The 22,557-nt window shown below is 38.2% G+C and carries 13 protein-coding genes, 4 tRNA genes, 3 rRNA genes, 1 other RNA gene and 1 pseudogene; 10 read left to right on the plus strand and 12 right to left on the minus strand.

Annotation, left to right across the window (positions count from 1 at the left end):
• From lepA to acpS, 6 genes and pseudogenes are all read left to right on the plus strand, one after another.
• Positions 1-1,800: a translation elongation factor 4 gene (gene lepA / locus MEPCIT_RS00005; RefSeq protein WP_013975426.1), complete on the plus strand. Its 1,800-nt coding sequence runs from the start codon at positions 1-3 to the stop codon at positions 1,798-1,800.
• Between the two features lie 15 nt (positions 1,801-1,815).
• Positions 1,816-2,778, plus strand: coding sequence for a signal peptidase I (gene lepB / locus MEPCIT_RS00010; protein ID WP_013975427.1), 963 nt, complete (start codon positions 1,816-1,818; stop codon positions 2,776-2,778).
• 87 nt (positions 2,779-2,865) lie between these two features.
• Positions 2,866-3,555: a ribonuclease III gene (gene rnc / locus MEPCIT_RS00015; protein WP_013975428.1), complete on the plus strand. Its 690-nt coding sequence runs from the start codon at positions 2,866-2,868 to the stop codon at positions 3,553-3,555.
• The gene (era, locus tag MEPCIT_RS00020) at positions 3,552-4,457 is read left to right on the plus strand and encodes a GTPase Era (protein WP_013975429.1); all 906 of its coding nucleotides are present in this window, start codon (positions 3,552-3,554) and stop codon (positions 4,455-4,457) included. The genes rnc and era overlap by 4 nt, the downstream gene beginning before the upstream one ends.
• A gap of 6 nt (positions 4,458-4,463) precedes the next feature.
• A pseudogene (locus tag MEPCIT_RS02455) lies at positions 4,464-4,571 on the plus strand (pyridoxine 5'-phosphate synthase); the annotation flags it as partial.
• The gene (gene acpS, locus MEPCIT_RS00025; protein ID WP_013975430.1) at positions 4,571-4,951 is read left to right on the plus strand and encodes a holo-ACP synthase; all 381 of its coding nucleotides are present in this window, start codon (positions 4,571-4,573) and stop codon (positions 4,949-4,951) included. The pseudogene MEPCIT_RS02455 and the gene acpS, both read left to right, overlap by 1 nt.
• A 42-nt stretch (positions 4,952-4,993) precedes the next feature.
• Here the strand turns inward: acpS and MEPCIT_RS00030 are convergent.
• The 12 genes from MEPCIT_RS00030 to priA all read right to left on the minus strand — a co-directional run bounded on the left by MEPCIT_RS00030 (position 4,994) and on the right by priA (position 17,133).
• Positions 4,994-5,070, minus strand: a tRNA-Asp gene (locus tag MEPCIT_RS00030).
• A gap of 26 nt (positions 5,071-5,096) precedes the next feature.
• Positions 5,097-5,212: ribosomal RNA gene (gene rrf / locus MEPCIT_RS00035) — 5S ribosomal RNA — on the minus strand.
• Between the two features lie 96 nt (positions 5,213-5,308).
• Positions 5,309-8,225 (minus strand): 23S ribosomal RNA (locus MEPCIT_RS00040).
• 261 nt (positions 8,226-8,486) lie between these two features.
• Positions 8,487-8,559, minus strand: a tRNA-Ala gene (locus MEPCIT_RS00045).
• Between the two features lie 34 nt (positions 8,560-8,593).
• Positions 8,594-8,667 (minus strand) — tRNA-Ile (locus MEPCIT_RS00050).
• Between the two features lie 68 nt (positions 8,668-8,735).
• Positions 8,736-10,278 (minus strand): 16S ribosomal RNA (locus MEPCIT_RS00055).
• The 16S, 23S and 5S rRNA genes sit together here with 3 tRNA genes alongside, the layout of an rRNA operon.
• A gap of 394 nt (positions 10,279-10,672) precedes the next feature.
• Positions 10,673-10,750: signal recognition particle sRNA small type (gene ffs, locus MEPCIT_RS02385), an RNA gene on the minus strand.
• Between the two features lie 208 nt (positions 10,751-10,958).
• Positions 10,959-12,335: a tRNA uridine-5-carboxymethylaminomethyl(34) synthesis GTPase MnmE gene (gene mnmE, locus MEPCIT_RS00060; RefSeq protein WP_013975431.1), complete on the minus strand. Its 1,377-nt coding sequence runs from the start codon at positions 12,333-12,335 to the stop codon at positions 10,959-10,961.
• Between the two features lie 112 nt (positions 12,336-12,447).
• Positions 12,448-14,064, minus strand: coding sequence for a membrane protein insertase YidC (yidC, locus tag MEPCIT_RS00065; protein ID WP_013975432.1), 1,617 nt, complete (start codon positions 14,062-14,064; stop codon positions 12,448-12,450).
• A gap of 244 nt (positions 14,065-14,308) precedes the next feature.
• Positions 14,309-14,647 (minus strand): ribonuclease P protein component, encoded by a 339-nt coding sequence (gene rnpA, locus MEPCIT_RS00070; protein ID WP_013975433.1) that lies wholly within the window; start codon positions 14,645-14,647, stop codon positions 14,309-14,311.
• A 19-nt stretch (positions 14,648-14,666) separates the two neighbouring features.
• Complete coding sequence (gene rpmH / locus MEPCIT_RS00075) at positions 14,667-14,816, minus strand: 50S ribosomal protein L34 (RefSeq protein WP_013975434.1); 150 nt, start codon at positions 14,814-14,816, stop codon at positions 14,667-14,669.
• Positions 14,817-14,982: 166 nt separating this feature from the next.
• On the minus strand, positions 14,983-17,133 hold the full coding sequence (priA, locus tag MEPCIT_RS00080; RefSeq protein ID WP_013975435.1) for a primosomal protein N': 2,151 nt from the start codon (positions 17,131-17,133) through the stop codon (positions 14,983-14,985).
• Between the two features lie 203 nt (positions 17,134-17,336).
• On the opposite strand from priA, the gene rpmE reads away from it, so the two are divergent.
• The 4 genes from rpmE (at position 17,337) to MEPCIT_RS00100 (ending at position 22,079) form a co-directional block, all read left to right on the plus strand.
• Positions 17,337-17,552, plus strand: a complete 216-nt coding sequence (rpmE, locus tag MEPCIT_RS00085) for a 50S ribosomal protein L31 (protein WP_013975436.1) — start codon at positions 17,337-17,339, stop codon at positions 17,550-17,552.
• Between the two features lie 583 nt (positions 17,553-18,135).
• Entirely contained in the window at positions 18,136-19,239 is a 1,104-nt protein-coding gene (gene dnaN / locus MEPCIT_RS00090) for a DNA polymerase III subunit beta (RefSeq protein WP_013975437.1), read from the plus strand.
• 295 nt (positions 19,240-19,534) lie between these two features.
• A complete protein-coding gene (gene gyrB, locus MEPCIT_RS00095) occupies positions 19,535-21,949 on the plus strand; it encodes a DNA topoisomerase (ATP-hydrolyzing) subunit B (protein ID WP_013975438.1) in 2,415 nt (804 codons plus the stop codon).
• A 57-nt stretch (positions 21,950-22,006) separates the two neighbouring features.
• Positions 22,007-22,079, plus strand: a tRNA-Thr gene (locus MEPCIT_RS00100).
• The last annotated feature ends 478 nt before the right edge of the window (positions 22,080-22,557 follow it).

A 22,557-nucleotide genomic window follows, 5' to 3' on the forward strand; every position in this document is an offset into this window, starting at 1 on the left:
ATGAAGAATATACGTAATTTTTCCATTATTGCCCATATCAACCACGGTAAATCGACGCTAGCAGATCGTTTAATACAGACTTGCGGCGGTGTTAGCGAACATCAAATTGCGGCACAGATGCTGGATTCTATGGAGCTTGAGCGTGAACGCGGGATTACTATTAAAGCACAAAGCGTGACGCTGTATTATAAGGCGTCTGACGGTAATATTTATCAGCTTAATTTCATCGATACCCCAGGGCATGTGGACTTTTCCTATGAAGTATCCCGTTCACTGGCGGCGTGCGAAGGGGCGCTGCTAGTAGTTGATGCTGGACAAGGGGTAGAGGCCCAGACGTTAGCAAACTGCTATAAAGCCATGGAAATGGATTTAGAAGTAGTGACAGTGCTGAATAAAATAGATCTGCCTACTGTTGAACCAGATCGTGTTGCGCAAGAAATTGAAGATATCATCGGACTTGATGCTACCAACGCGGTACGTTGTTCGGCGAAAACCGGTGTTGGAGTATATGAGTTGCTAGAACGACTGATAAAAGATATACCCCCCCCGTCGGGGGATCCTGCTGCACCGCTGCAGGCACTGATTATCGACTCCTGGTTTGATAATTATTTGGGTGTGGTATCGCTGGTGTGTATCAAACATGGCACCCTTTGCAAAGGCGATAAAATTAAGGTAATGAGTACTGGTCAACTATACAACGCTGATCGGCTGGGTATTTTCGTGCCGAAACGGATCGAAAGAAATTTTCTTAATTGTGGTGAAGTAGGTTGGCTGGTCTGTACCATGAAAGATATTAACGGTGCACCTGTAGGAGACACTATGACGCTTGCGCGTCAGCCGGCTAAAGAAGCACTACCAGGCTTTAAAAAAGTCAAACCACAGGTGTATGCAGGTATGTTTCCCGTTAGATCTGACTCTTATGAGGAGTTTCGCGATGCTCTCGGCAAACTAAGCTTGAATGATGCTTCGCTATTCTATGAGCCAGAACACTCTACCGTTTTGGGTTTTGGTTTCCGCTGCGGCTTTCTAGGACTGCTGCATATGGAAATCATACAGGAACGGCTAGAACGTGAATATAATCTTGAGCTGATCACTACAGCTCCTACGGTAATTTATGAGGTATTAACCACCGACGATCACACAATATACGTAGATAGCCCCTCAAAGCTACCACCACTGAATAAGATTGCAGAACTACGCGAGCCAGTTGCTGCATGCCATATTTTGCTGCCGCAGGTGTATTTGGGTAAGGTCATAAAACTATGTATTGAAAAGCGCGGGGTGCAGACCACGATAATTTATCACGGCAAGCAGGTAGCACTGACCTATGAGATCCCCATGTCAGAAATAGTGCTGGATTTTTTTGATCGGTTGCAATCAGCCTCTAGTGGCTATGCTTCACTGGATTATAACTTCAAAAGTTTTAAGCATTCTGACATGGTACGAGTAGATGTGTTGATTAACGGCGAGCGGGTAGATGCTCTAGCATTGATTGCCAATCGTGAGCAAGCACCACAGCGCGGTCGAGATTTAGTTGATAAACTTCAGGAACTAATTCCGCGTCAACAGTTTGAAATCGCTATTCAGGCGGCTATTGGTAATAATATTATCGCCCGTTCTACCATTAAGCAGTTGCGTAAGAACGTGCTGGCAAAGTGCTATGGCGGTGATGTTAGTCGCAAGAAAAAGCTACTGCAAAAGCAGAAAAAGGGCAAAAAGCGCATGAAACAAGTAGGGAACGTTGCACTTCCACAGGAAGCATTCTTAGCAATTTTACACATGGGTAAAAAAAGTAAATAAAATTTAGGAGATTGCATGGCAAATATCTTTGCCCTAATGCTGTCAATAGCGACCCTGATTACAGGAATAATATGGTTTATAATGATAATAAAGCATAAACGCCGCCAATTGGCGCAGTATGCTTATCAAAAAAGCACTGACAACATTACTATTACTGCTGCCGTTAAAGATGGCTGGCTAACAACCTACGCTTCCCTTTTCCCGGTACTGTTATTAGTATTTGTGGTTAGATCATTTATTTTCGAACCTTTTCAAATTCCCTCCGGATCCATGATGCCGACGCTTCTTGTTGGTGATTGTATTCTAGTGCAGAAGTTTGCTTATGGCATTAAAGACCCAATAGGTCAGAAAACTATCATTCGAACCAGCCATCCGAAACACGGTGACGTTGTAGTTTTCAAATACCCGCCTGATCCTAGGTGGAATTATATTAAACGGGTTATAGGGCTACCGGGAGATAGAATTATTTATGATTTTGTCAAAAAAAGCATTACAGTGCAGCCTAGTTGTGCAAGCAGACAAAACTGCACAATGACATTACCAATTACCTATAGTGCATTTACCCCAAGTAATTTAGTACAAATCTTTCACTCAATAGGTAACGGTGAAACAAGTAGTAGTTTCCTGCAGGTAACGCTTGATCGCAAAGTGAATATTGGTATTCGACTGGAGCAACGTAACGAATCATTTGGTGGCAAAATGCATCAATTACTAACAGTACCTGGGAAAAAAGATCAAATTAGCATTTATTGTCAGCAGCCTGGCAGTTCCCTGGCAGAGTGGGTCGTGCCAAAGGGAGAATATTTTATGATGGGCGATAACCGTGATAATAGTTACGATAGCCGATATTGGGGATTCGTACCGGAAAAAAATATTGTTGGCAAAGCAACAGCGATTTGGATCAGCTTTGATAAACATGAAGGCAAGAAGTGGCCCACCGGATTGCGCTTAAGCCGTATTGGAAGCAGTATTAGTTAATGCTTTGCGCATATTTGTTATCTCTGTAATATCCTTAATGTGGTGTAAATTAAAGTTTTTACGCATGATTTATCTTGTTGGTAACGCATGAATAATGTCTATTTAATAAATAGGTTTCAGCAGAAACTGGGCTATAATTTTAATAATTACGATCTTTTGCTACAGGCGTTAACGCACCGCAGCGCCAGCAGCAAACATAATGAACGACTGGAATTTTTAGGCGATTCTATATTGAGTTATGTCATTGCTAAGTCGCTTTATGAGATGTTCCCGCTTGTTGATGAAGGTGACATGAGTCGTATACGTGCTACGTTAGTACGCGGCAATACACTTGCAGAAATGGCACGGGAGTTAGAACTCAGTAGATGTTTGATTCTAGGCCATGGAGAGCTAAAAAGCGGAGGTATTAACCGTGAATCCATTTTAGCCGATGCATTAGAAGCGTTAATTGGTAGCATATTTTTGGACAGCAATATTCAAACGGTCGACCATCTAATCCTGAAATGGTACCGCACACGTTTAGCTAAAATTAATCCCCGCGAGCAGCAAAAAGATCCAAAAACCAAGTTACAGGAATATCTTCAAAGACGCCATTTGCCACTGCCAAACTATTTATTGGTCCAAGTATGTGGAGAGTCACACGATCAGGAATTTACTATACAGTGCCAAGTAAGCGAGCTGATGCAACCAGCAGTAGGCAGTGGTTCTAACCGGAGAAAAGCCGAGCAAGATGCAGCAGCACAAGCACTTAAACTATTGGAATTGGAGCTTACATGATCGAAAAGATAACTACTTATTGTGGTTTTGTAGCGATTGTAGGCCGGCCGAATGTAGGTAAATCAACGTTAATTAATCAATTGTTAGGGCAGAAAGTATCTATTACCTCTTGTAAACCGCAAACTACCCGTCACCCCATTAGAGGAATACAAACTAAGTGGCCTTACCAGGCTATTTATATAGATACTCCAGGACTAATGCAGATTAAAGAAAATCGTTTGATAAATAGAGTAATGAATCGTGTTGCCATCAATTCCCTCCACGATGTTGCAGTGATACTGTTTGTTGTTGAAGGTACTAACTGGACAAGAGATGATAAAATAGTTGTAAATAGACTACGTAATGTTAACAGCCGAGTTATACTGGTTATCAATAAAATTGATAAAATATATTGCAAGAAAAAATTATTACCCCATATCAAGTTTCTTAATCATCAGATGACCTTCCATGAAATTATACCTATTTGCGCAGAAAACGGTATGAATGTCAATTATCTAGCTAATAGCGTACATGAAGTACTACCAGCAAATGAGCATAATTTTCTAGAAGATCATATTACTGATCGCTCACAACGCTTCATAGCATCTGAAATTATTCGCGAAAAAATAATGCGTTTTTTGGGCGATGAACTACCATATTCTGTAGCAATAGAAATACAAAGTTTCAACAAACATAATCGTGGTTATTATGATATTCATGCTTTTATTGTGGTAGAGCGTGATAGCCAGAAGAAAATAGTTATTGGTCATAAAGGAAATAAAATTAAAATGATCGGTATCAAGGCGAGGAAAGAAATGGAAACAATGTTCGAGGTAATAGTTCATCTGCAGTTATGGGTAAAAGTAAAAGCTGGCTGGGCCGATGATGCATATGCTCTACACAAACTAGGCTATATTAATTAATCCTTTATGCATGAGTTAAATATTGGTCATGCCATTATTAGTCGTGCTGTGCTTAGCGGCTTAGAAGAAGCAGTAAAAGATATGAAACGCCTTATACATGAAGCATGCTGCTGATGGCGATTGTTGGTATTGGTACCGATATCGTCGAGCTGGAGCGAATGGAGGCGGTAGTTTCCCGCACAGGTGCTAAAATAGCACGTCGGATACTCAGTCAAAATGAATTACTGCAATATCAACAGCATAATAAGCCGGTACGATTTCTTGCTAAACGTTTTGCTGTAAAAGAAGCAGTGTCGAAGGCCTTTGGCACCGGTATTCGTAACGGGCTTACTTTTTCACAGGTTGAGGTCTGCAACGATGCCATGGGAAAACCTTCATTGCAATTGATTGCTCAAGCTGCTGAATTAGCTAGCAGGTTAAAAATTACCAGAATGCATGTAACATTAGCTGATGAGCGGTATTACGTCTACGCCATGGTAATTTTTGAACAATAGAGAACTATAATAACTATAGATCTATAATTTAGATTCAAAGCATGGCGGTGCGGACGGGATTTGAACCCGCGACCCCCGACGTGACAGGCCGGTATTCTAACCAACTGAACTACCGCACCACTAAACTAAATTATCTATCTTAGTTGCCTGGCAGTTCCCTACTCTCGCATGGGGAAACCCCACACTACCATCGGCACTACGGCGTTTCACTTCTGAGTTCGGCATGGGGTCAGGTGGTACCACCGCGCTAATGCCGCCAGGCAAATTCTTTTGCTTTTGCTACAATCAGCATCATGAATAATCCAGAACATACTTCTCCAAGTTGTCAATTGCGCTCTCAAACAGCTTAGGTGTTGTAAGGTTAAGTCTCACGGGTCATTAGTATTGGTTAGCTCAACGCTTCACAGCGCTTACACACCCAACCTATTAACGTCATCGTCTTTAACGTCCCTTTAGGAGGCTAAAAGCCTCAGGGAAGACTCATCTCGAGGCAAGTTTCCCGCTTAGATGCTTTCAGCGGTTATCTCTTCCGTACATAGCTACCGGGCAGTGCCATTGGCATGACAACCCGAATACCAGTGGTACGTCTACTCCGGTCCTCTCGTACTAGGAGCAGCCCCTCTCAATCTTCCAGCGCCCACGGCAGATAGGGACCGAACTGTCTCACGACGTTCTAAACCCAGCTCACGTACCACTTTAAATGGCGAACAGCCATACCCTTGGGACCTACTGCAGCCCCAGGATGTGATGAGCCGACATCGAGGTGCCAAACACCGCCGTCGATATGAACTCTTGGGCGGTATTAGCCTGTTATCCCCGGAGTACCTTTTATCCGTTGAGCGATGGCCCTTCCATGCGGAACCACCGGATCACTAAGACCTGCTTTCGCACCTGCTCGAGCCGTCACTCTCGCAGTCAAGCTAGCTTATGTCTTTGCACTAACCTCACGATTTCCGACCGTGATTAGCTAACCTTTGTGCTCCTCCGTTACATTTTGGGAGGAGACCGCCCCAGTCAAACTACCCACCAGACACTGTCCTTAACCCGGATCACGGGTCTGAGTTAGAACATTAAACATTAAAGGGTGGTATTTCAAGGTTGGCTTCATGTGAACTGGCGCCCACATTTCACAGCCTCCCACCTATCCTATACATTAAGGATCAATGTTCAGTGTCAAGCTATAGTAAAGGTTCACGGGGTCTTTCCGTCTTGCCGCGGGTACACCGCATCTTCACGGCGATTTCAATTTCACTGAGTCTCGGGTGGAGACAGTCTGGCCATCATTACGCCATTCGTGCAGGTCGGAACTTACCCGACAAGGAATTTCGCTACCTTAGGACCGTTATAGTTACGGCCGCCGTTTACCGGGGCTTCAATCAAGAGCTTTTCCTGACTACGGATAACCCTATCAATTAACCTTCCGGCACCGGGCAGGCGTCACACCGTATACGTCCACTTGCGTGTTTGCACAGTGCTGTGTTTTTAATAAACAGTTGCAGCCAGCTGGTATCTGCGACTGGCTTCAGCTCAGAGCGCAAGGCTCGCCACCTACATGCCAGCGTGCCTTCTTCCGAAGTTACGGCACCATTTTGCCTAGTTCCTTCACCCGAGTTCTCTCAAGCGCCTGGGTATTCTCTACCTAACCACCTGTGTCGGTTTTGGGTACGATTTAACGGGACCGATAGCTTAGAGGATTTTCCCGGAAGCGTAGCATTAATTCCTTCACCACCGCAGTGGTTCGTCATAACGCCTCAGTGTTACGAAAGAGTGGATTTTCCTGCTCCTTCCACCTGCACGCTTAAACCAGGACAACCGTCACCTGGCGAACCTAGCTTTCTTCGTCTCCCCTTCGCAATCACGCCAAGTACAGGAATATTAACCTGTTTCCCATCGGCTACGCTTTTCGGCCTTGCCTTAGGGGTCGACTAACCCTGCTCCGATTAACGTTGAACAGGAACCCTTGGTCTTCCGGCGAGCGGGCTTTTCACCCGCTTTATCGTTACTTATGTCAGCATTCGCACTTCTGATACCTCCAGCAACCATCACAGGTTACCTTCGCAGGCTTACAGAACGCTCCCCTACCCAACGAACTATCCTTCGTTCGCTGCCGCAGCTTCGGTGCATGGTTTAGCCCCGTTACATCTTCCGCGCAGGCTAACTCGACCAGTGAGCTATTACGCTTTCTTTAAATGATGGCTGCTTCTAAGCCAACATCCTGGCTGTCTGAGCCTTCCCACATCGTTTCCCACTTAACCATGACTTTGGGACCTTAGCTGGCGGTCTGGGTTGTTTCCCTCTTCACGACGGACGTTAGCACCCGCCGTGTGTCTCCCATGATAACATTCTACGGTATTCGCAGTTTGCATCGGGTTGGTAATCCAGGATGGATCCCTAGCCGAAACAGTGCTCTACCCCCGTAGATGACTTCATGAGGCGCTACCTAAATAGCTTTCGGGGAGAACCAGCTATCTCCCGGTTTGATTGGCCTTTCACCCCTAGCCACAAGTCATCCGCTAATTTTTCAACATTAGTCGGTTCGGTCCTCCAGTTAGTGTTACCTAACCTTCAACCTGCCCATGGCTAGATCACCGGGTTTCGGGTCTATATCCTGCAACTAAACGCCCAGTTAAGACTCGGTTTCCCTACGGCTCCCCTATACAGTTAACCTTGCTACAGAATATAAGTCGCTGACCCATTATACAAAAGGTACGCAGTCACACCATAATAAAAGATGCTTCCACTGCTTGTACGTACACGGATTCAGGTTCTATTTCACTCCCCTTGCCGGGGTTCTTTTCATCTTTCCCTTACGGTACTGGTTCACTATCGGTCAGTCAGTAGTATTTAGCCTTGGAGGATGGTCCCCCCATCTTCAGACAGGATATCACGTGTCCCGCCCTACTCATCGAGCTCACAACCAATGCATCTTCGGATACGGGGCTATCACCCTATGTTACCGGACTTTCCAGACCGTTCTCCTGATGCACCAGCTGATGATGGCTCTGGGCTATTCCCCTTTCGCTCGCCACTACTAGGAGAATCTCGGTTGATTTCTTTTCCTCAGGATACTGAGATGTTTCACTTCCCCTGGTTCGCTTCGTTAAGCTATGGATTCACCTAACGATGATGCAACTCATTGCATCGGGTTTCCCCATTCGGACATTGCCGGCTTTAAAAGCTTCATATCAGCTCACCGGCACTTTTCGCAGATTAGCACGTCCTTCATCGCCTCTGACTGCCTAGGCATCCACCGTGTACGCTTAATTACTTAACCTCACAACCCTGAGCTGTTTGTCTTTTTTTCAGGTTTGAGAACTTGGTTCTTGGTTATTGGATCGACTTGGATCGACATTGATAAATAAATATGCGCATAGCATACGCATACTAAGTTTTTACCTCATGTCTAGTTTATTCCAGATTGTTAAAGAACAAAATACTTACAAAATATTACATTTTTATGCTAATGCTAAGCTAAACTAGTAGCTGTTGATAACAGCCCATTTATTAGTGCCTTAAGTAGCGTCCCCTAGAGTTGTGGAGCTAAGCGGGATCGAACCGCTGACTTCCTGCTTGCAAAACAGGTGCTCTACCAACTGAGCTATAGCCCCAAAGCCTAAATAATAATTACCTAACTAGCTATATTAGGCCTGAGTGGAATTGAACCACCTACCTTACCCTTATCAGGGGTACGCTCTAACCAACTGAGCTACAGGCCTAGTAATTTGTTACTAGTAATAATTATCAGACAATCTGTGTAGACACATCACACAACATATCTTTTTGGTAAGGAGGTGATCCAACCGCAGGTTCCCCTACGGTTACCTTGTTACGACTTCACCCCAGTCATGAATCACAAAGTGGTAAGCGCCCTCCTAAAAGGTTAGGCTACCTACTTCTTTTGCAACCCACTTCCATGGTGTGACGGGCGGTGTGTACAAGGCCCGGGAACGTATTCACCGTGGCATTCTGATCCACGATTACTAGCGATTCCTACTTCATGGAGTCGAGTTGCAGACTCCAATCCGGACTACGACGCACTTTATGAGGTCCGCTAACTCTCGCGAGCTTGCTTCTCTTTGTATGCGCCATTGTAGCACGTGTGTAGCCCTACTCGTAAGGGCCATGATGACTTGACGTCATCCCCACCTTCCTCCGGTTTATCACCGGCAGTCTCCTTTGAGTTCCCGACCGAATCGCTGGCAAAAAAGGATAAGGGTTGCGCTCGTTGCGGGACTTAACCCAACATTTCACAACACGAGCTGACGACAGCCATGCAGCACCTGTCTCAGAGTTCCCGAAGGTACCAAAACATCTCTGCTAAGTTCTCTGGATGTCAAGAGTAGGTAAGGTTCTTCGCGTTGCATCGAATTAAACCACATGCTCCACCGCTTGTGCGGGCCCCCGTCAATTCATTTGAGTTTTAACCTTGCGGCCGTACTCCCCAGGCGGTCGATTTAACGCGTTAACTACGAAAGCCACAGTTCAAGACCACAGCTTTCAAATCGACATAGTTTACGGCGTGGACTACCAGGGTATCTAATCCTGTTTGCTCCCCACGCTTTCGTACCTGAGCGTCAGTATTCGTCCAGGGGGCCGCCTTCGCCACTGGTATTCCTCCAGATATCTACACATTTCACCGCTACACCTGGAATTCTACCCCCCTCTACGAGACTCTAGCCTATCAGTTTCAAATGCAGTTCCTAGGTTAAGCCCAGGGATTTCACATCTGACTTAATAAACCGCCTACGTACTCTTTACGCCCAGTAATTCCGATTAACGCTTGCACCCTCCGTATTACCGCGGCTGCTGGCACGGAGTTAGCCGGTGCTTCTTCTGTAGGTAACGTCAATCAATAACCGTATTAAGGATATTGCCTTCCTCCCTACTGAAAGTGCTTTACAACCCGAAGGCCTTCTTCACACACGCGGCATGGCTGCATCAGGGTTTCCCCCATTGTGCAATATTCCCCACTGCTGCCTCCCGTAGGAGTCTGGACCGTGTCTCAGTTCCAGTGTGGCTGGTCATCCTCTCAGACCAGCTAGGGATCGTCGCCTAGGTAAGCTATTACCTCACCTACTAGCTAATCCCATCTGGGTTCATCTGAAGGTGTGAGGCCAAAAGGTCCCCCACTTTGGTCTTACGACATTATGCGGTATTAGCTACCGTTTCCAGCAGTTATCCCCCTCCATCAGGCAGATCCCCAGACTTTACTCACCCGTTCGCTGCTCGCCGGCAAAAAAGTAAACTTTTTTCCGTTGCCGCTCAACTTGCATGTGTTAGGCCTGCCGCCAGCGTTCAATCTGAGCCATGATCAAACTCTTCAATTAAAAATTGTCTACTTAAATAACGAAAACTAAAATAGAAATTTTCGCTTTAACAGAACTACCTTGTATTAATATAGTTCTGTGAGTGCCTACACAGATTGTCTGACAAATTTTTTAAAGAGCATAATACTATTGAATAGTAAAATAGCTTTTTGTAAAAAGCAATATATATTTAGTATTTAACGTACAAAATTATTATCTGTTTAATTTAAAATCTACTCTATTAAAATTTATTAAAAATAATAATAGTTTTAGCAAATTCAAAAAATATATAAAAGTATTATTACTATTTTAAGCAATTAAGCAATAATTTTAAATTAATTTAACTAAACTGAATTACAAAATGCAGTAAAATAACAATATAAAATCTATAAATTAAATAGATGGAAGCACAGTCATTATTGCACCAAAATTACTTACTACGGCTGCTTCCTTCCAGATCTGACCGGATTTATAAGATATTATTTGTTGCTCTTGTAATGAGCTATGCCTCCAAATTTATTTAAATTGAAAATAAGTATTGTTAATGATTGCAAAAAAAATACAAAAAATAAATGATATTATAATCTAACTAATTATTTTACTAAATTAAAAATAATAGCACTGAATGATATTCAAAAAAATGAAAATATGCAATAAAATTTGAAAATAAAATATAGATGGTATCTAAAATAAAGAAAATTTTACTTACCAATGCAAAAAGTAGAAAAAATTTTTTTAATTAAATTATCAGAACTAAATTCACCAGTAATTTCACTAAGTGCCTGTTGCGCTAGACGTAAATCTTCCGCTAATAGTTCAATTTCATTTGCATAATAGTTAGTTAATTTTAACTTACATTGACCTAAATATTTAGCAGCAGTTTCTAGTGCATCCAAATGACGTCGTCGAGCTAAAAAAATTCCCTCTGTACTACTAGTAAAGCCTATTATTTTATGTAAATAGGTAAGCAAAAAATCTACACCTAAATTTATCTTAGCAGATATGGTAATTATCGGATAACCTTTAATTTCGCTAATACAAATTTTTTCGCCAGTAATATCTGCTTTATTTCGTATTATTGTAATTGGAATATTAGTTGGCAAACAATCAATTATTGACCAATATATATATTGGTCAATAATTGGTGTAGGTGTAGTAGTACTATCAATTATTAATAACACATGATCAGCTTTTTCTATTTCAAACCTGGCACGCTCAATACCGATTTTTTCTACTTCGTCAAAAGAATGACCTAAACCTGCAGTATCAGTAATATGAAGTGGCATGCCATCTAAAAAATAAATATGTTCACGCAATACATCACGTGTGGTACCAGCAATTGGAGTAACAATAGCTACATCATTACCAACAAGAGCATTTAGTAAGCTTGATTTACCGGCATTAGGCTTACCAGCAATCACTACTTTCATGCCTTCGCGTAATAAACAACCATAATTAGCGTTATTTTGTATACTATCAATTCTAGTAATTAGGTTATTTATCCTAGATTCAATTTTAATTTTCGAAAAAAGATCAATTTTTTCCTCAGAAAAATCAATAGTTGATTCGATATCAACGCGTAGATTAGTTAATAATTCTACTAATTCATTAATTCGTTCGGAAAAAATCCCTTGCAAAGAATTGATTGCAGCACGAGCAGCCTGAATAGAACTAGCGTCTATTAAATCAGCTATAGCTTCTGCTTGAATAAGATCCAATTTATTATTAAGAAAAGCTCGCTCTAAAAACTCTCCTGGGCGGGCAATGCGCAAACCTGATAGTGATATTATCTGTTGTAACAATAAATCTAAGATAACTGGACCACCATGACCTTGTAGTTCTAATATATCTTCTCCTGTAAAGGAATCAGGAGAAGAGAAAAATAAAGCAATACCTTGATCTAAAATCAAGCCATCTTTGTTGCGAAAAGGTAGATATTCTGCTTGTCGTTTTTTCGGTATTTTACCTAATATTACGTATGCAACTTTAGTAACAAGTGGACCAGAGATACGAATAATGCCTATGCCGCCGTGACCGCGAGGAGTAGCAATAGCAGCAATAGTATCATTATTTTTCAATTAAAAGCTCCATTTACTTAACAAAGAATGTGGTGTGATTCAAAGCTAATTAATATATTCATTAAGATTATAATAACATAATGCTAGTTTGTTTATGTATAAAGCTATTATTTTACTTTTTTACCATAGTTTTATAGAAACCACACTTTTTAAGTCCACGATAGATTAACTGCTGTTGAATTATTGTTACTAAGTTATTAACGATATAATATAATATCAAACCAGATGGAAGCCATAAAAAAAATACAGTAAAAATTAAAGGCATAAATGTCATAATTTTTTGCTGCCTAGATGATTTAGTGACGTTGTTAGTATGTGATATATTCTGAATTAATAAGATAGTAATACCCATAATTATGGGTAATACGTAATAAGGATCTTGAGAAGAAAGATCATGTATCCACAGCATAAAAGATGCATGGCGTAATTCAATAGAGTTAGAAAGAACATGATATAGTGCGAGAAATATTGGCATTTGAATTAACATCGGCAGTAAACTACTAAGTGGATTAATATTTTCCTTATTGTATAAAGCGATTATTTCCTGGTTCTGACGCTGCTTATCATTTAAAAAACGTTCACGTATTGCTGATATTTTTGGTTGCAAAATACGTATTTTAGCTATTGAAGTATACTGTGACTTTGTTATCGGATACATAATAATACGGATAATAAAGGTAATGATAATAATAGAAAATCCCCAGTTACTAATATAATGATGAATATATTTCATAAAATATAACATTGATTGGGAAATAAATCGCAGTAAGCCATAATCCACTACTAGATCAAGATTTTTAGCAATATTTACCATTCTATTCTTTATCTCAGGACCAAGCCATAAAGAAGCCTGCAACTCACTTTGATTACCTGCCGCAATAGTAACAGGAGAGGACTTAAAACCAACCACAACATGTCTATTATCATAATTTGAAGCATAAAAATTTTTAGTACCTGAAGTAAATGGCACCCAGACAACAGAAAAATATTTTTGTAACATTGCAATCCAACCAATATTAGTATTCAAGAATAGATTACATTTATTAAGTTCTTTAAAATTATATTTTTTATATTTTTTGTAGGTAGTAGAATAAGCAATGCGACGGAACATATGCGACGATGATAAATTATTGCTAAGAAATGTATCTGGTAAATTCATCGATTGTTTTAGTTGACCAAATAACATAAAATTAAGTGGTTTAGTGCTAGTATTATTGATGTAATAATTAACAGTTAAAGCAAAATCACTACGTTTTAAAATAAAGGTTTTAGTATATATTATATTATTAGCAGTATATGTTAATGGTACTAATAATTCATGCTGGTTATTTTCTAGAACATAAATATCTTGTTTAGAAGTATACAGTGGACGATTACCATTTACGAGGTTATCCAGTCCATTTTCACCGATTAGGCCACTTTGTGCATGATAAACAAATTCTTTAGAAGAATCTAATAAATGGACAGGTTTTGGTGAATCTAATTCATTAGAATAGGGTAATAGCAAAGCTTGCTCGATATCACCACCATAAGTATTTATTTGTAAAGATAACACATCAGTTTTAACAGTAATAATCTTACCTAAACTATCTGTTAATATAGTAGCCAACTGTTGCCTATTTTGAGGATTAGACAACTGGTAAACAGAAAAATCCATATTAACATACTGACATATAATACATAATATGCACATTATAGTAATTAAAAGTAAATTACGTTGTAAAGTCATTATGAATGTTTTCTATAGTTAAATAGTTTTAACAAAATGAGATATTCACTACATTTGCTTAAATTAAATGGTGACATTTTCATAATCTTTTAACTGTTAAAATTACCTTTAACGAACTCAATAAACGCTCAATACCGTACTTTAAACAAATAGAAAAAAACCAATAAGTAGTACCAAAGTAGTACCAATTGACGACGCATGGATAAACTGATATCAAACTAATCAAAAAAACTAAACAAGAAGGCTAATTATAGTACCAGAATTTTTCTAACATCTTATTTAGTGCATAGTTATCCAGATCGACAACATTTTTTTTAATTATAACAATAAAATCCATAGAAAGCATAATGTGTTTATTTAAACGAAAACTTTCACGTATTAAGCGTTTAATTCTATTTCGTTCATGAGCTTGTTTAACAATTTTTTTTGCAACCGTCAAACCAAGACGAGGACGACCTAGCGTATTCATACGACTTAAAATATTGAAATACTTTGTGCCACTACGTTTAGATTGCTGAAAGACAAAAGCAAAATTATCAGCATTTAATAATCTTGATTCTCGGGAGAATGTAAATTGAACCACAGAATTTGTAATATTCACTTTAGGTTATTTTAGTAGATACAGTTAGACGTATGCGACCTTTTACACGACGACGAGCCAAAACTTGACGACCATTATTAGTTGACATACGAGCACGAAAACCGTGGGTACGGTTACGTTTTAATATAGAAGGTTGAAAAGTACGTTTCATATAAATTTTACCTGATTTTACTTGTTTATAAAACTAAACTATAATTTTAATTATATTGTATAGTTTCTAATTAATTAGATATATTCAGCATAATTTTAAACATTAAATAGTATGTAATTAATTACATTAATGAAAGTAATACTTCTTGTGTATAGAAGTTATATTATTAGATATCGATAGGATCAACGTCTAACGACCATTTTACCTTACGTGCATAAGATAAAGTGTTTACCAATGGTAAATTGACATCGATTAAATGTTGTAGTTGCGTACGTGAATGGTGTGATAATAGTAGCTGCCAGTGAAAACGTCCACCATATTTAGGTAATAATGCTGGATTTGGTCCCATAAGATACAAAGATCGATCACAAAGTGAACGATTATCAAATAATTGACGTAATTGATTAAGAAATATACTTGCCTTAAGGTTATCATGATCATCTGCGCGAAAAAGTACATAACTAGTAAAAGGAGGAAGATTTGCCTGACGACGTTCCTCTAAAGTTTTCTTAGCGAAAGCCATATAGCCTTGATGAAGTAAAGTTTGCAATAATGGATGTTTAGGATAATAGGTTTGTAATAAAACCTCTCCTTGCTTGCCAGCTCGGCCCGCACGCCCAGAAACCTGAGTATAAAGTTGAGCAAAATATTCAGCAGCACGAAAATTTCCAGAGAACAATGCATTATCAGCGTTCAGCAATGACACTAACGTAACATCTGGGAAATGATGTCCTTTTGCCAACATCTGAGTACCAATTAAAATACGTACGCCACCTTTATATATCTTAGATAAATAATTCTCAAGTGAACCTTTACGTACGGTAGTATCACGATCAATACGTGTTACTGGTACGTCTGGAAACATAGACGTTAATACTGTTTCTAACTGTTCAGTACCTAATCCAACTGCAATTAAATGGGTCGAACCGCACTGTAAGCATTGATAAGGTAGTGGGCGATAAAGATTACAATGACGGCAGCGTAATTGGCGCTGATGTTGATGCAATGTGTAAGAATGATCACAAAGTTGGCATTCAGAGATCCAACCACACTCATGACAAAGCAGTACTGGCGCGAAGCCACGTCGGTTAAGAAAAAGCATAACCTGATTACCTGCCTGTAGATGCTCACGCATTTTATCCAGCAATGGCATTGAGATACCATGGGTTATCGGTAGTCCTTTCATATCTAGTAAGTACTGAATAGCTGGACGAGCACTGCTAGCTTGCATGCTTAAAGTTAGCTGTCGATATTTTTTTTGCTGTACATTATAAATTGTTTCTAGAGAGGGTGTAGCAGTACCTAGCACTATTGGTATATTTTCTTCTCTTGCACGCACAACAGCCAAATCGCGTGCATGATAACGCCAGCCTTCGTGCTGCTTATAAGATCTATCGTGCTCCTCATCTATTATTATAATACCAAGCTTTGCAAACTGGGTAAACAACGCGGAACGAGTACCGATGACGACAGCGCATTCACCACGGCGAGCTTTTAACCAAACTGCAAATCGTTCACTATTATTCAACCTAGAATGCAAAACTTCTACTGGTACATTAAAACGATCGCGAAAACGTAAAATAGTTTGTGGCGTTAAACTAATTTCTGGCACCAACACTAATGCCTGTTGTCCTTTAGCTAAAATAGTTTCTAACACTGTCAAATAAACTTCTGTTTTACCAGAGCCGGTAACACCGGCTAAAAGCCAAACGATAAATCGATAGTATTCACTACTAATAGCAAAAACAGCAGTATTCTGTTCGGTATTTAGCTGTGGTCGTTTACTATTAACACTGAACCCTAATTGCCAATTGCAAGCAACTATTGACTGTTGATGTGGATCAGATAATCCTTTATTTTGTGTCGTGAGCATTACCCGATGTTCAAGTAACAGCTCACTAACCAGATTTGGGAAACTTTTAAAATTGTCTGGTAAATGATTACTATATCCCTTTTTAGTTGTAACCAATTGTAATAGTGGTGCTGTTTCATATGGTTTACTCTGACGAAGTAAAATCGGTAAAGCTTGGAATAACACTTCTCCAGCAGGATAATGGTAATAAATAATAGCCCAATTTAAAATACGCCAGAGGCTATCTGAGAATAACGATCTACTATCTAGTACCTTGATAATAGACTTTAACTTGTTTGTGGCTACGTTACTATACTCACGTATTGCCGTAATAATACCAATGATCTGACGTTTACCAAAAGGAACTATTACTCTACTTCCAACCTCTGGTGTAACGTTCGTAGATAAAAGGTAATCAAAAGTTTGAGCTATAGGTAATAGTAAGGCAACGTTGATAACAATCATGTATTCATCCTAGTAGAAAATACTCATTGTATATACACTGTGTTATCTTTTATATATGAATTAGATATTATAAATCATTAACGTTTTCTCCATGCTCTGTCTTTGATATCATCGATATCATTGCAGCAGTAAAATGCTAAATATTCGGTATTGAGTTTAAATAAAATTTTTATCAATCCATCCATATTAATATGAGGTTTTACATGCAAAAAAATATTCACCCAAAATACAGAGACATTACTGCAACTTGTTCTTGCGGTAATGTTATAAAAACCAAATCTACCTTAAGCTATGATTTAAACCTAGACGTATGTAGTGTTTGTCATCCATTTTATACTGGTAAACAACGTTTTATTGATACCGGCGGTCGTGTTGAACGTTTTAACAAACGTTTTCACATCCCAGAAAGCAAAAAATAATTTATCTGCTAGTTAAAATAAAAACTTCAGCCACTGATAATCAGTGTTTAGTTAAATTATTTTTTTTTGCAAAATACTATTTTATATATAGGATGAAATATTTTTAGGTAGGCTAGGTAGGCAACACAAAATCAAACTACCATAACTATGAACTATGCTAGAATGAATTAGTAATAATCCATTATGATAAAAAAGTGCTAATAAAGTTTGGTGGAATAACTCTAATAATATTGAGATATAACCTAAGCCTAATTTCTTTATTAATTAATTACTTAGCTTGAAGACTAACAGAACTGATAGTATTTAAGGTAGCTTAAATACTAATTTAAGCGATTATACTAAAGTATTTAAAGGCAATAATTGCTTGGTATTATAAATAATAATTTGACTAGTAATTAATTTTACGGAAATGTATATACATTGCAAACATTATAGTATTCTTATGTATAAGCTATAATTATTTTTTTGCTACAGCTTATCAGCCTTGTTTTTCCCTCCATCAAGAAAACTATCAATATAGTTATCGAAAATACATTAACAACTAATAATAGTTATCTAACCTAATATTGCTCTAATAAATATTATGCAATTTATCGTTGAACGTGAACATTTGATTAAGTCTATACAACAGGTAAGTGGAATGTTGGTAGTTCGTCCAACCTTACCAATTTTAAGTCATGTACTATTACAGGTAACAGAAAATAGCTTATTAATCACTGGTACAGATTTATCAATTGAAATTATTGCGCGAGTTGTAATTAGTAATACTAATGATTTTGGCAAGATAACAGTACCAGCACGTAAGTTTTTTGATATTTGCCGTTGCATGCCAGAAAAAGCAGAAATAGCATTTAATATAGAGAATGAAAGAATGATCATTCGTTCTGGGCGAATACGCTATTCACTTGTCACGTTACCTGCATCTAATTTTCCTAATTTAGATTATTGTCAAAGTTATGAGGAGTTTACGTTATCACAATCGATTTTCAAAAGAGCAATTGAATCTACTCAATTCTCAATGGCCAATCAAGATATACGTCACTACCTTAATGGTATGCTGTTTGAGACAGAAGGGAGGGAATTACGTATAGTGGCTACTGATGGACACCGTCTAGCAAAATATACTATTTTGCTCAATGAAACACTACCATACCAATCTATCATTGTACCGCGTAAAGGGGTGATAGAGTTAGTACGCATGTTAAATGAACGGATACAATTATTGAAAATAAAAATTGGTGATAACAATCTCCGTGCGATAATAAGTAATTATATTTTTACATCTAAACTAGTTAATGGTCGTTTCCCTGATTATAACCGCGTTTTACATCATAATAATTCTGATAAAATACTTGAGGTAGAATGTGATTTACTTAGACAGGCATTTACTAGGGCATCAATACTTTCTCATGAAAAGTTTCGCAGCGTACAGCTTAATCTAAGCCACAACCAGTTAAAGATAACTGCCCATAATATGGAACAGGAAGAAACTGAAGAAATACTCGATGTCGATTATCAAGACCGTACTATAGTAATCAGTTTTAATGCTAGTTACATACTGGATGTGCTTAATGTTCTAAAATGCAAGGTAGTAAGGTTGCTACTGACAGATGAAACATCGAGTGTGCAGATTGAAGATAGCGCTAACACAGCTGCAAAATATGTAGTTATGCCAATACGGATGTAGTAAATGCTAATATACAGATAGAAATAAAATTTGTATTATAATATTAGTAGAAAAACAATCTACAACACTTACATGCTATTTGTATTTAATATGCAATTTTAGTTTCAATTGTTAAAAGTTGAGGTATTTTATTCTAATACTACTCTATATTAGATAAGTATTTAAGCCGTTTTAGGAGCTATCTGGGTCAATTGAGGAAGAATCAAAAGAATTAAATCTGTAATGTTACCAATTAGAAACTAATCTATCGTAGTTAGCACATAACTATAAAGTTTATACTAAGTGAGAAAACTTGATGTCAAATTCTTATACTTCCTCAAATATCAAAATTCTTAAAGGACTGGACGCAGTACGTAAGCGCCCTGGTATGTATATCGGCGATACAGATGATGGCACTGGTCTGCATCATATGGTATTCGAAGTTGTGGATAATGCAATTGATGAAGTCCTTGCTGGTTATTGTAAAAAAATAGTTGTAATCATCCACGATGATAATTCAGTTTCTATCCAAGATGATGGACGCGGTATACCGACCGACATTCACGAAGAGGAAAATATATCCGCGGCTGAAGTAATCATGACTATGTTGCACGCTGGCGGTAAGTTCGATGAAAATTCATATAAAGTTTCTGGTGGACTACATGGTGTAGGTATTTCGGTGGTGAATGCCTTATCAGAAAAATTAGAACTAATAATAAAACGCGAAGGCAAAGTACATCATCAAATATATTATTACGGTGTACCACAATCACCACTAAAAGTAGTTGGTGAAACTAATAAAACCGGTACTATCATACGCTTTTGGCCTAGCACTACCTTCACCAATAATACCGAATTTCAATATAATATTCTGGCAAAACGTCTTCTTGAACTATCTTTTCTTAATTCAGGGGTTTCTATACGCTTAAAAGATAAACGTAATGATCAAGAAGATCACTTTCATTATGAAGGAGGCATTAAAGCTTTTATAAAATATCTGAATAAAAACAAAAATCCTCTTCACCCAAATGTTTTCTATTTTTCAGTTGAAAAAGATAGTATCGGTGTTGAAATCGCGTTGCAATGGAATGATAGTTCCCAAGAAAATATTTATTGTTTTACCAATAATATTCCTCAGCGTGATGGTGGTACACATATGGCAGGTTTTCGCGCTGCCATGACTCGTACAATGAATTTATATATGGATAAAGAAGGCTATTGCAAAAAAGCTAAAGTTATTACTACCGGCGATGACGCACGTGAAGGTCTTACTGCTGTTGTTTCAGTCAAGGCACAGGATCCAAAATTTTCTTCCCAAACTAAGGACAAACTTATTTCCTCAGAAGTTAAATCTACAGTAGAATCACTGCTTAATGAAAAATTAGCTGAATACCTGCAGGAAAATCCTAACGACGCTAAAATAGTTGTAGATAAAATTATTGCTGCTGCAATCGCCCGTGAAGCTGCACGTAAAGCAAGAGAGATAACCCGTCGTAAAGGAGCTATGGATTTAGCTGGTTTACCCGGTAAAATGGCTGACTGCCAAGAACGTGATCCAGCACTTTCTGAATTATATCTAGTTGAAGGTGACTCCGCAGGAGGTTCGGCAAAACAGGGTCGGAACCGTAAAAATCAGGCAATATTACCCCTGAAAGGCAAAATTATTAATGTTGAAAAAGCTCGTTTTGACAAAGTACTTTCTTCCCATGAAGTAGCTACGTTGATAACGGCCCTAGGTTGTGGTATTGGTAGTGATGAATATAATCCGGATAAATTGAGATATCATAATATTATTATCATGACTGATGCTGATGTTGATGGCTCACATATTCGTACCTTGTTGCTAACATTCTTTTATCGCCAAATGCCTGAAATTATCGAGCGAGGTTATTTATTTATCGCCCAGCCACCACTTTATAAAGTTAAAAAAGGCAAGCAGGAACAATATATTAAAGATGACGAGGCAATGACGCAATATCAGTTAGCATTAGCATTGGATGGTGCAAAGTTACATACCAAAGAAAATTATCAGTTACTAGCCGAATATCAGTTAAAAAATCTAGTAGTTGAGCACTATGCAATAAAAAAACTTATAAGCCGAATAGAAAAACGCTTCCCACGTGAACTACTTAACCATCTAATTTATAATACTGCGTTAACTGCAACTCAACTCAATAAGCAGGATAAGATAATCAGTTGGATCTCCTCATTGGTGCAAAAGCTCAATAATAATGAGAAGCACGGTAGCAGCTGCTATAGTTTCAAAATAAAAAACAATAACGTAGATAATTTATTCGAACCGATACTACTTGTGCATAAGCATGGTGTTAATTCAAATTATCTGCTGGATTACGATTTCATCCACAGTAGTGATTATCTTAAATTAACAACGTTTGGTAAAAAATTGAACAATCTTATCAAAGCTGATGCCTATATCGAGCGTGGTGAATACCGTCAAAAAGTTAATAACTTTGAACAATCGTTGGAATGGCTCATAAAAGAATCGCAGCGTGGTCTAGTAGTACAACGCTATAAAGGTTTAGGTGAGATGAATCCTGAACAACTTTGGCAAACCACTATGAATCCAAAAAATAGACGTATGTTACGAGTAACAGTTAAAGACGCTATCGCTGCAGATCATATATTTACAACGCTAATGGGGGATGCGGTAGAGCCACGTCGTTCTTTTATTGAAGAAAACGCGCTTAATGCAGCTAATATCGATATTTGATTAATAAAACTGATACAATTATATTTAGATTAATTAATATTGTATTCATAATACTCTGCCGATATAGCTCAAATGGTAGAGCAACGCATTCGTAATGCGAAGGTTATAGGTTCAACTCCTATTATCGGCATATTTAACTTAATAGCGTATTTAAATAAGTGAAATGTTCATTACTCCGCAAATGACTATGCCCTTTTAAAGAAAATATATATATTATGGATATATATGTTTGTTAAGAAGGATTGTTAATATCCTACATATTTTTACAACATCACCTGTATTATTAGATAATTTATAAACGGAATCTTTAAGCAAATTGCTTACGCGCGCATTGCTGTTAGTAACAATGCTTTTCTTTTACCACTAATTTTATGGCAAACAACTTAAAATTTTTATAATTAACGTTTAGTACTCAGATTTAAGCATGTATTGAAAATACAATTATAAATAATATTAAATAATAGCAGTTATATAACGCATCCAATAAATAAATTACTAGTAGCCCCAATATCTATCTTCCTAATACTATTAATAACCTTAATAACTATTAAGTAATTGAAATTTTACCGCAAAAGTATAATTTAAAACTAATATTGCTAATAAATCTT

The sequence above is a fragment of the Candidatus Moranella endobia PCIT genome (assembly GCF_000219175.1).
Taxonomy (GTDB): domain Bacteria; phylum Pseudomonadota; class Gammaproteobacteria; order Enterobacterales; family Enterobacteriaceae; genus Moranella; species Moranella endobia.

Bases quoted from the DNA above. Each gene is read 5' to 3' on its own strand.
- lepA (WP_013975426.1), top strand. From the start codon at position 1: ATGAAGAATATACGTAATTTTTCCATTATTGCCCATATCAACCACGGT.
- lepB (WP_013975427.1), top strand. From the start codon at position 1,816: ATGGCAAATATCTTTGCCCTAATGCTGTCAATAGCGACCCTGATTACA.
- rnc (WP_013975428.1), top strand. From the start codon at position 2,866: ATGAATAATGTCTATTTAATAAATAGGTTTCAGCAGAAACTGGGCTAT.
- era (WP_013975429.1), top strand. From the start codon at position 3,552: ATGATCGAAAAGATAACTACTTATTGTGGTTTTGTAGCGATTGTAGGC.
- acpS (WP_013975430.1), top strand. From the start codon at position 4,571: ATGGCGATTGTTGGTATTGGTACCGATATCGTCGAGCTGGAGCGAATG.
- yidC (WP_013975432.1), bottom strand. From the start codon at position 14,064: ATGACTTTACAACGTAATTTACTTTTAATTACTATAATGTGCATATTA.
- rpmH (WP_013975434.1), bottom strand. From the start codon at position 14,816: ATGAAACGTACTTTTCAACCTTCTATATTAAAACGTAACCGTACCCAC.
- priA (WP_013975435.1), bottom strand. From the start codon at position 17,133: ATGATTGTTATCAACGTTGCCTTACTATTACCTATAGCTCAAACTTTT.
- rpmE (WP_013975436.1), top strand. From the start codon at position 17,337: ATGCAAAAAAATATTCACCCAAAATACAGAGACATTACTGCAACTTGT.
- dnaN (WP_013975437.1), top strand. From the start codon at position 18,136: ATGCAATTTATCGTTGAACGTGAACATTTGATTAAGTCTATACAACAG.
- gyrB (WP_013975438.1), top strand. From the start codon at position 19,535: ATGTCAAATTCTTATACTTCCTCAAATATCAAAATTCTTAAAGGACTG.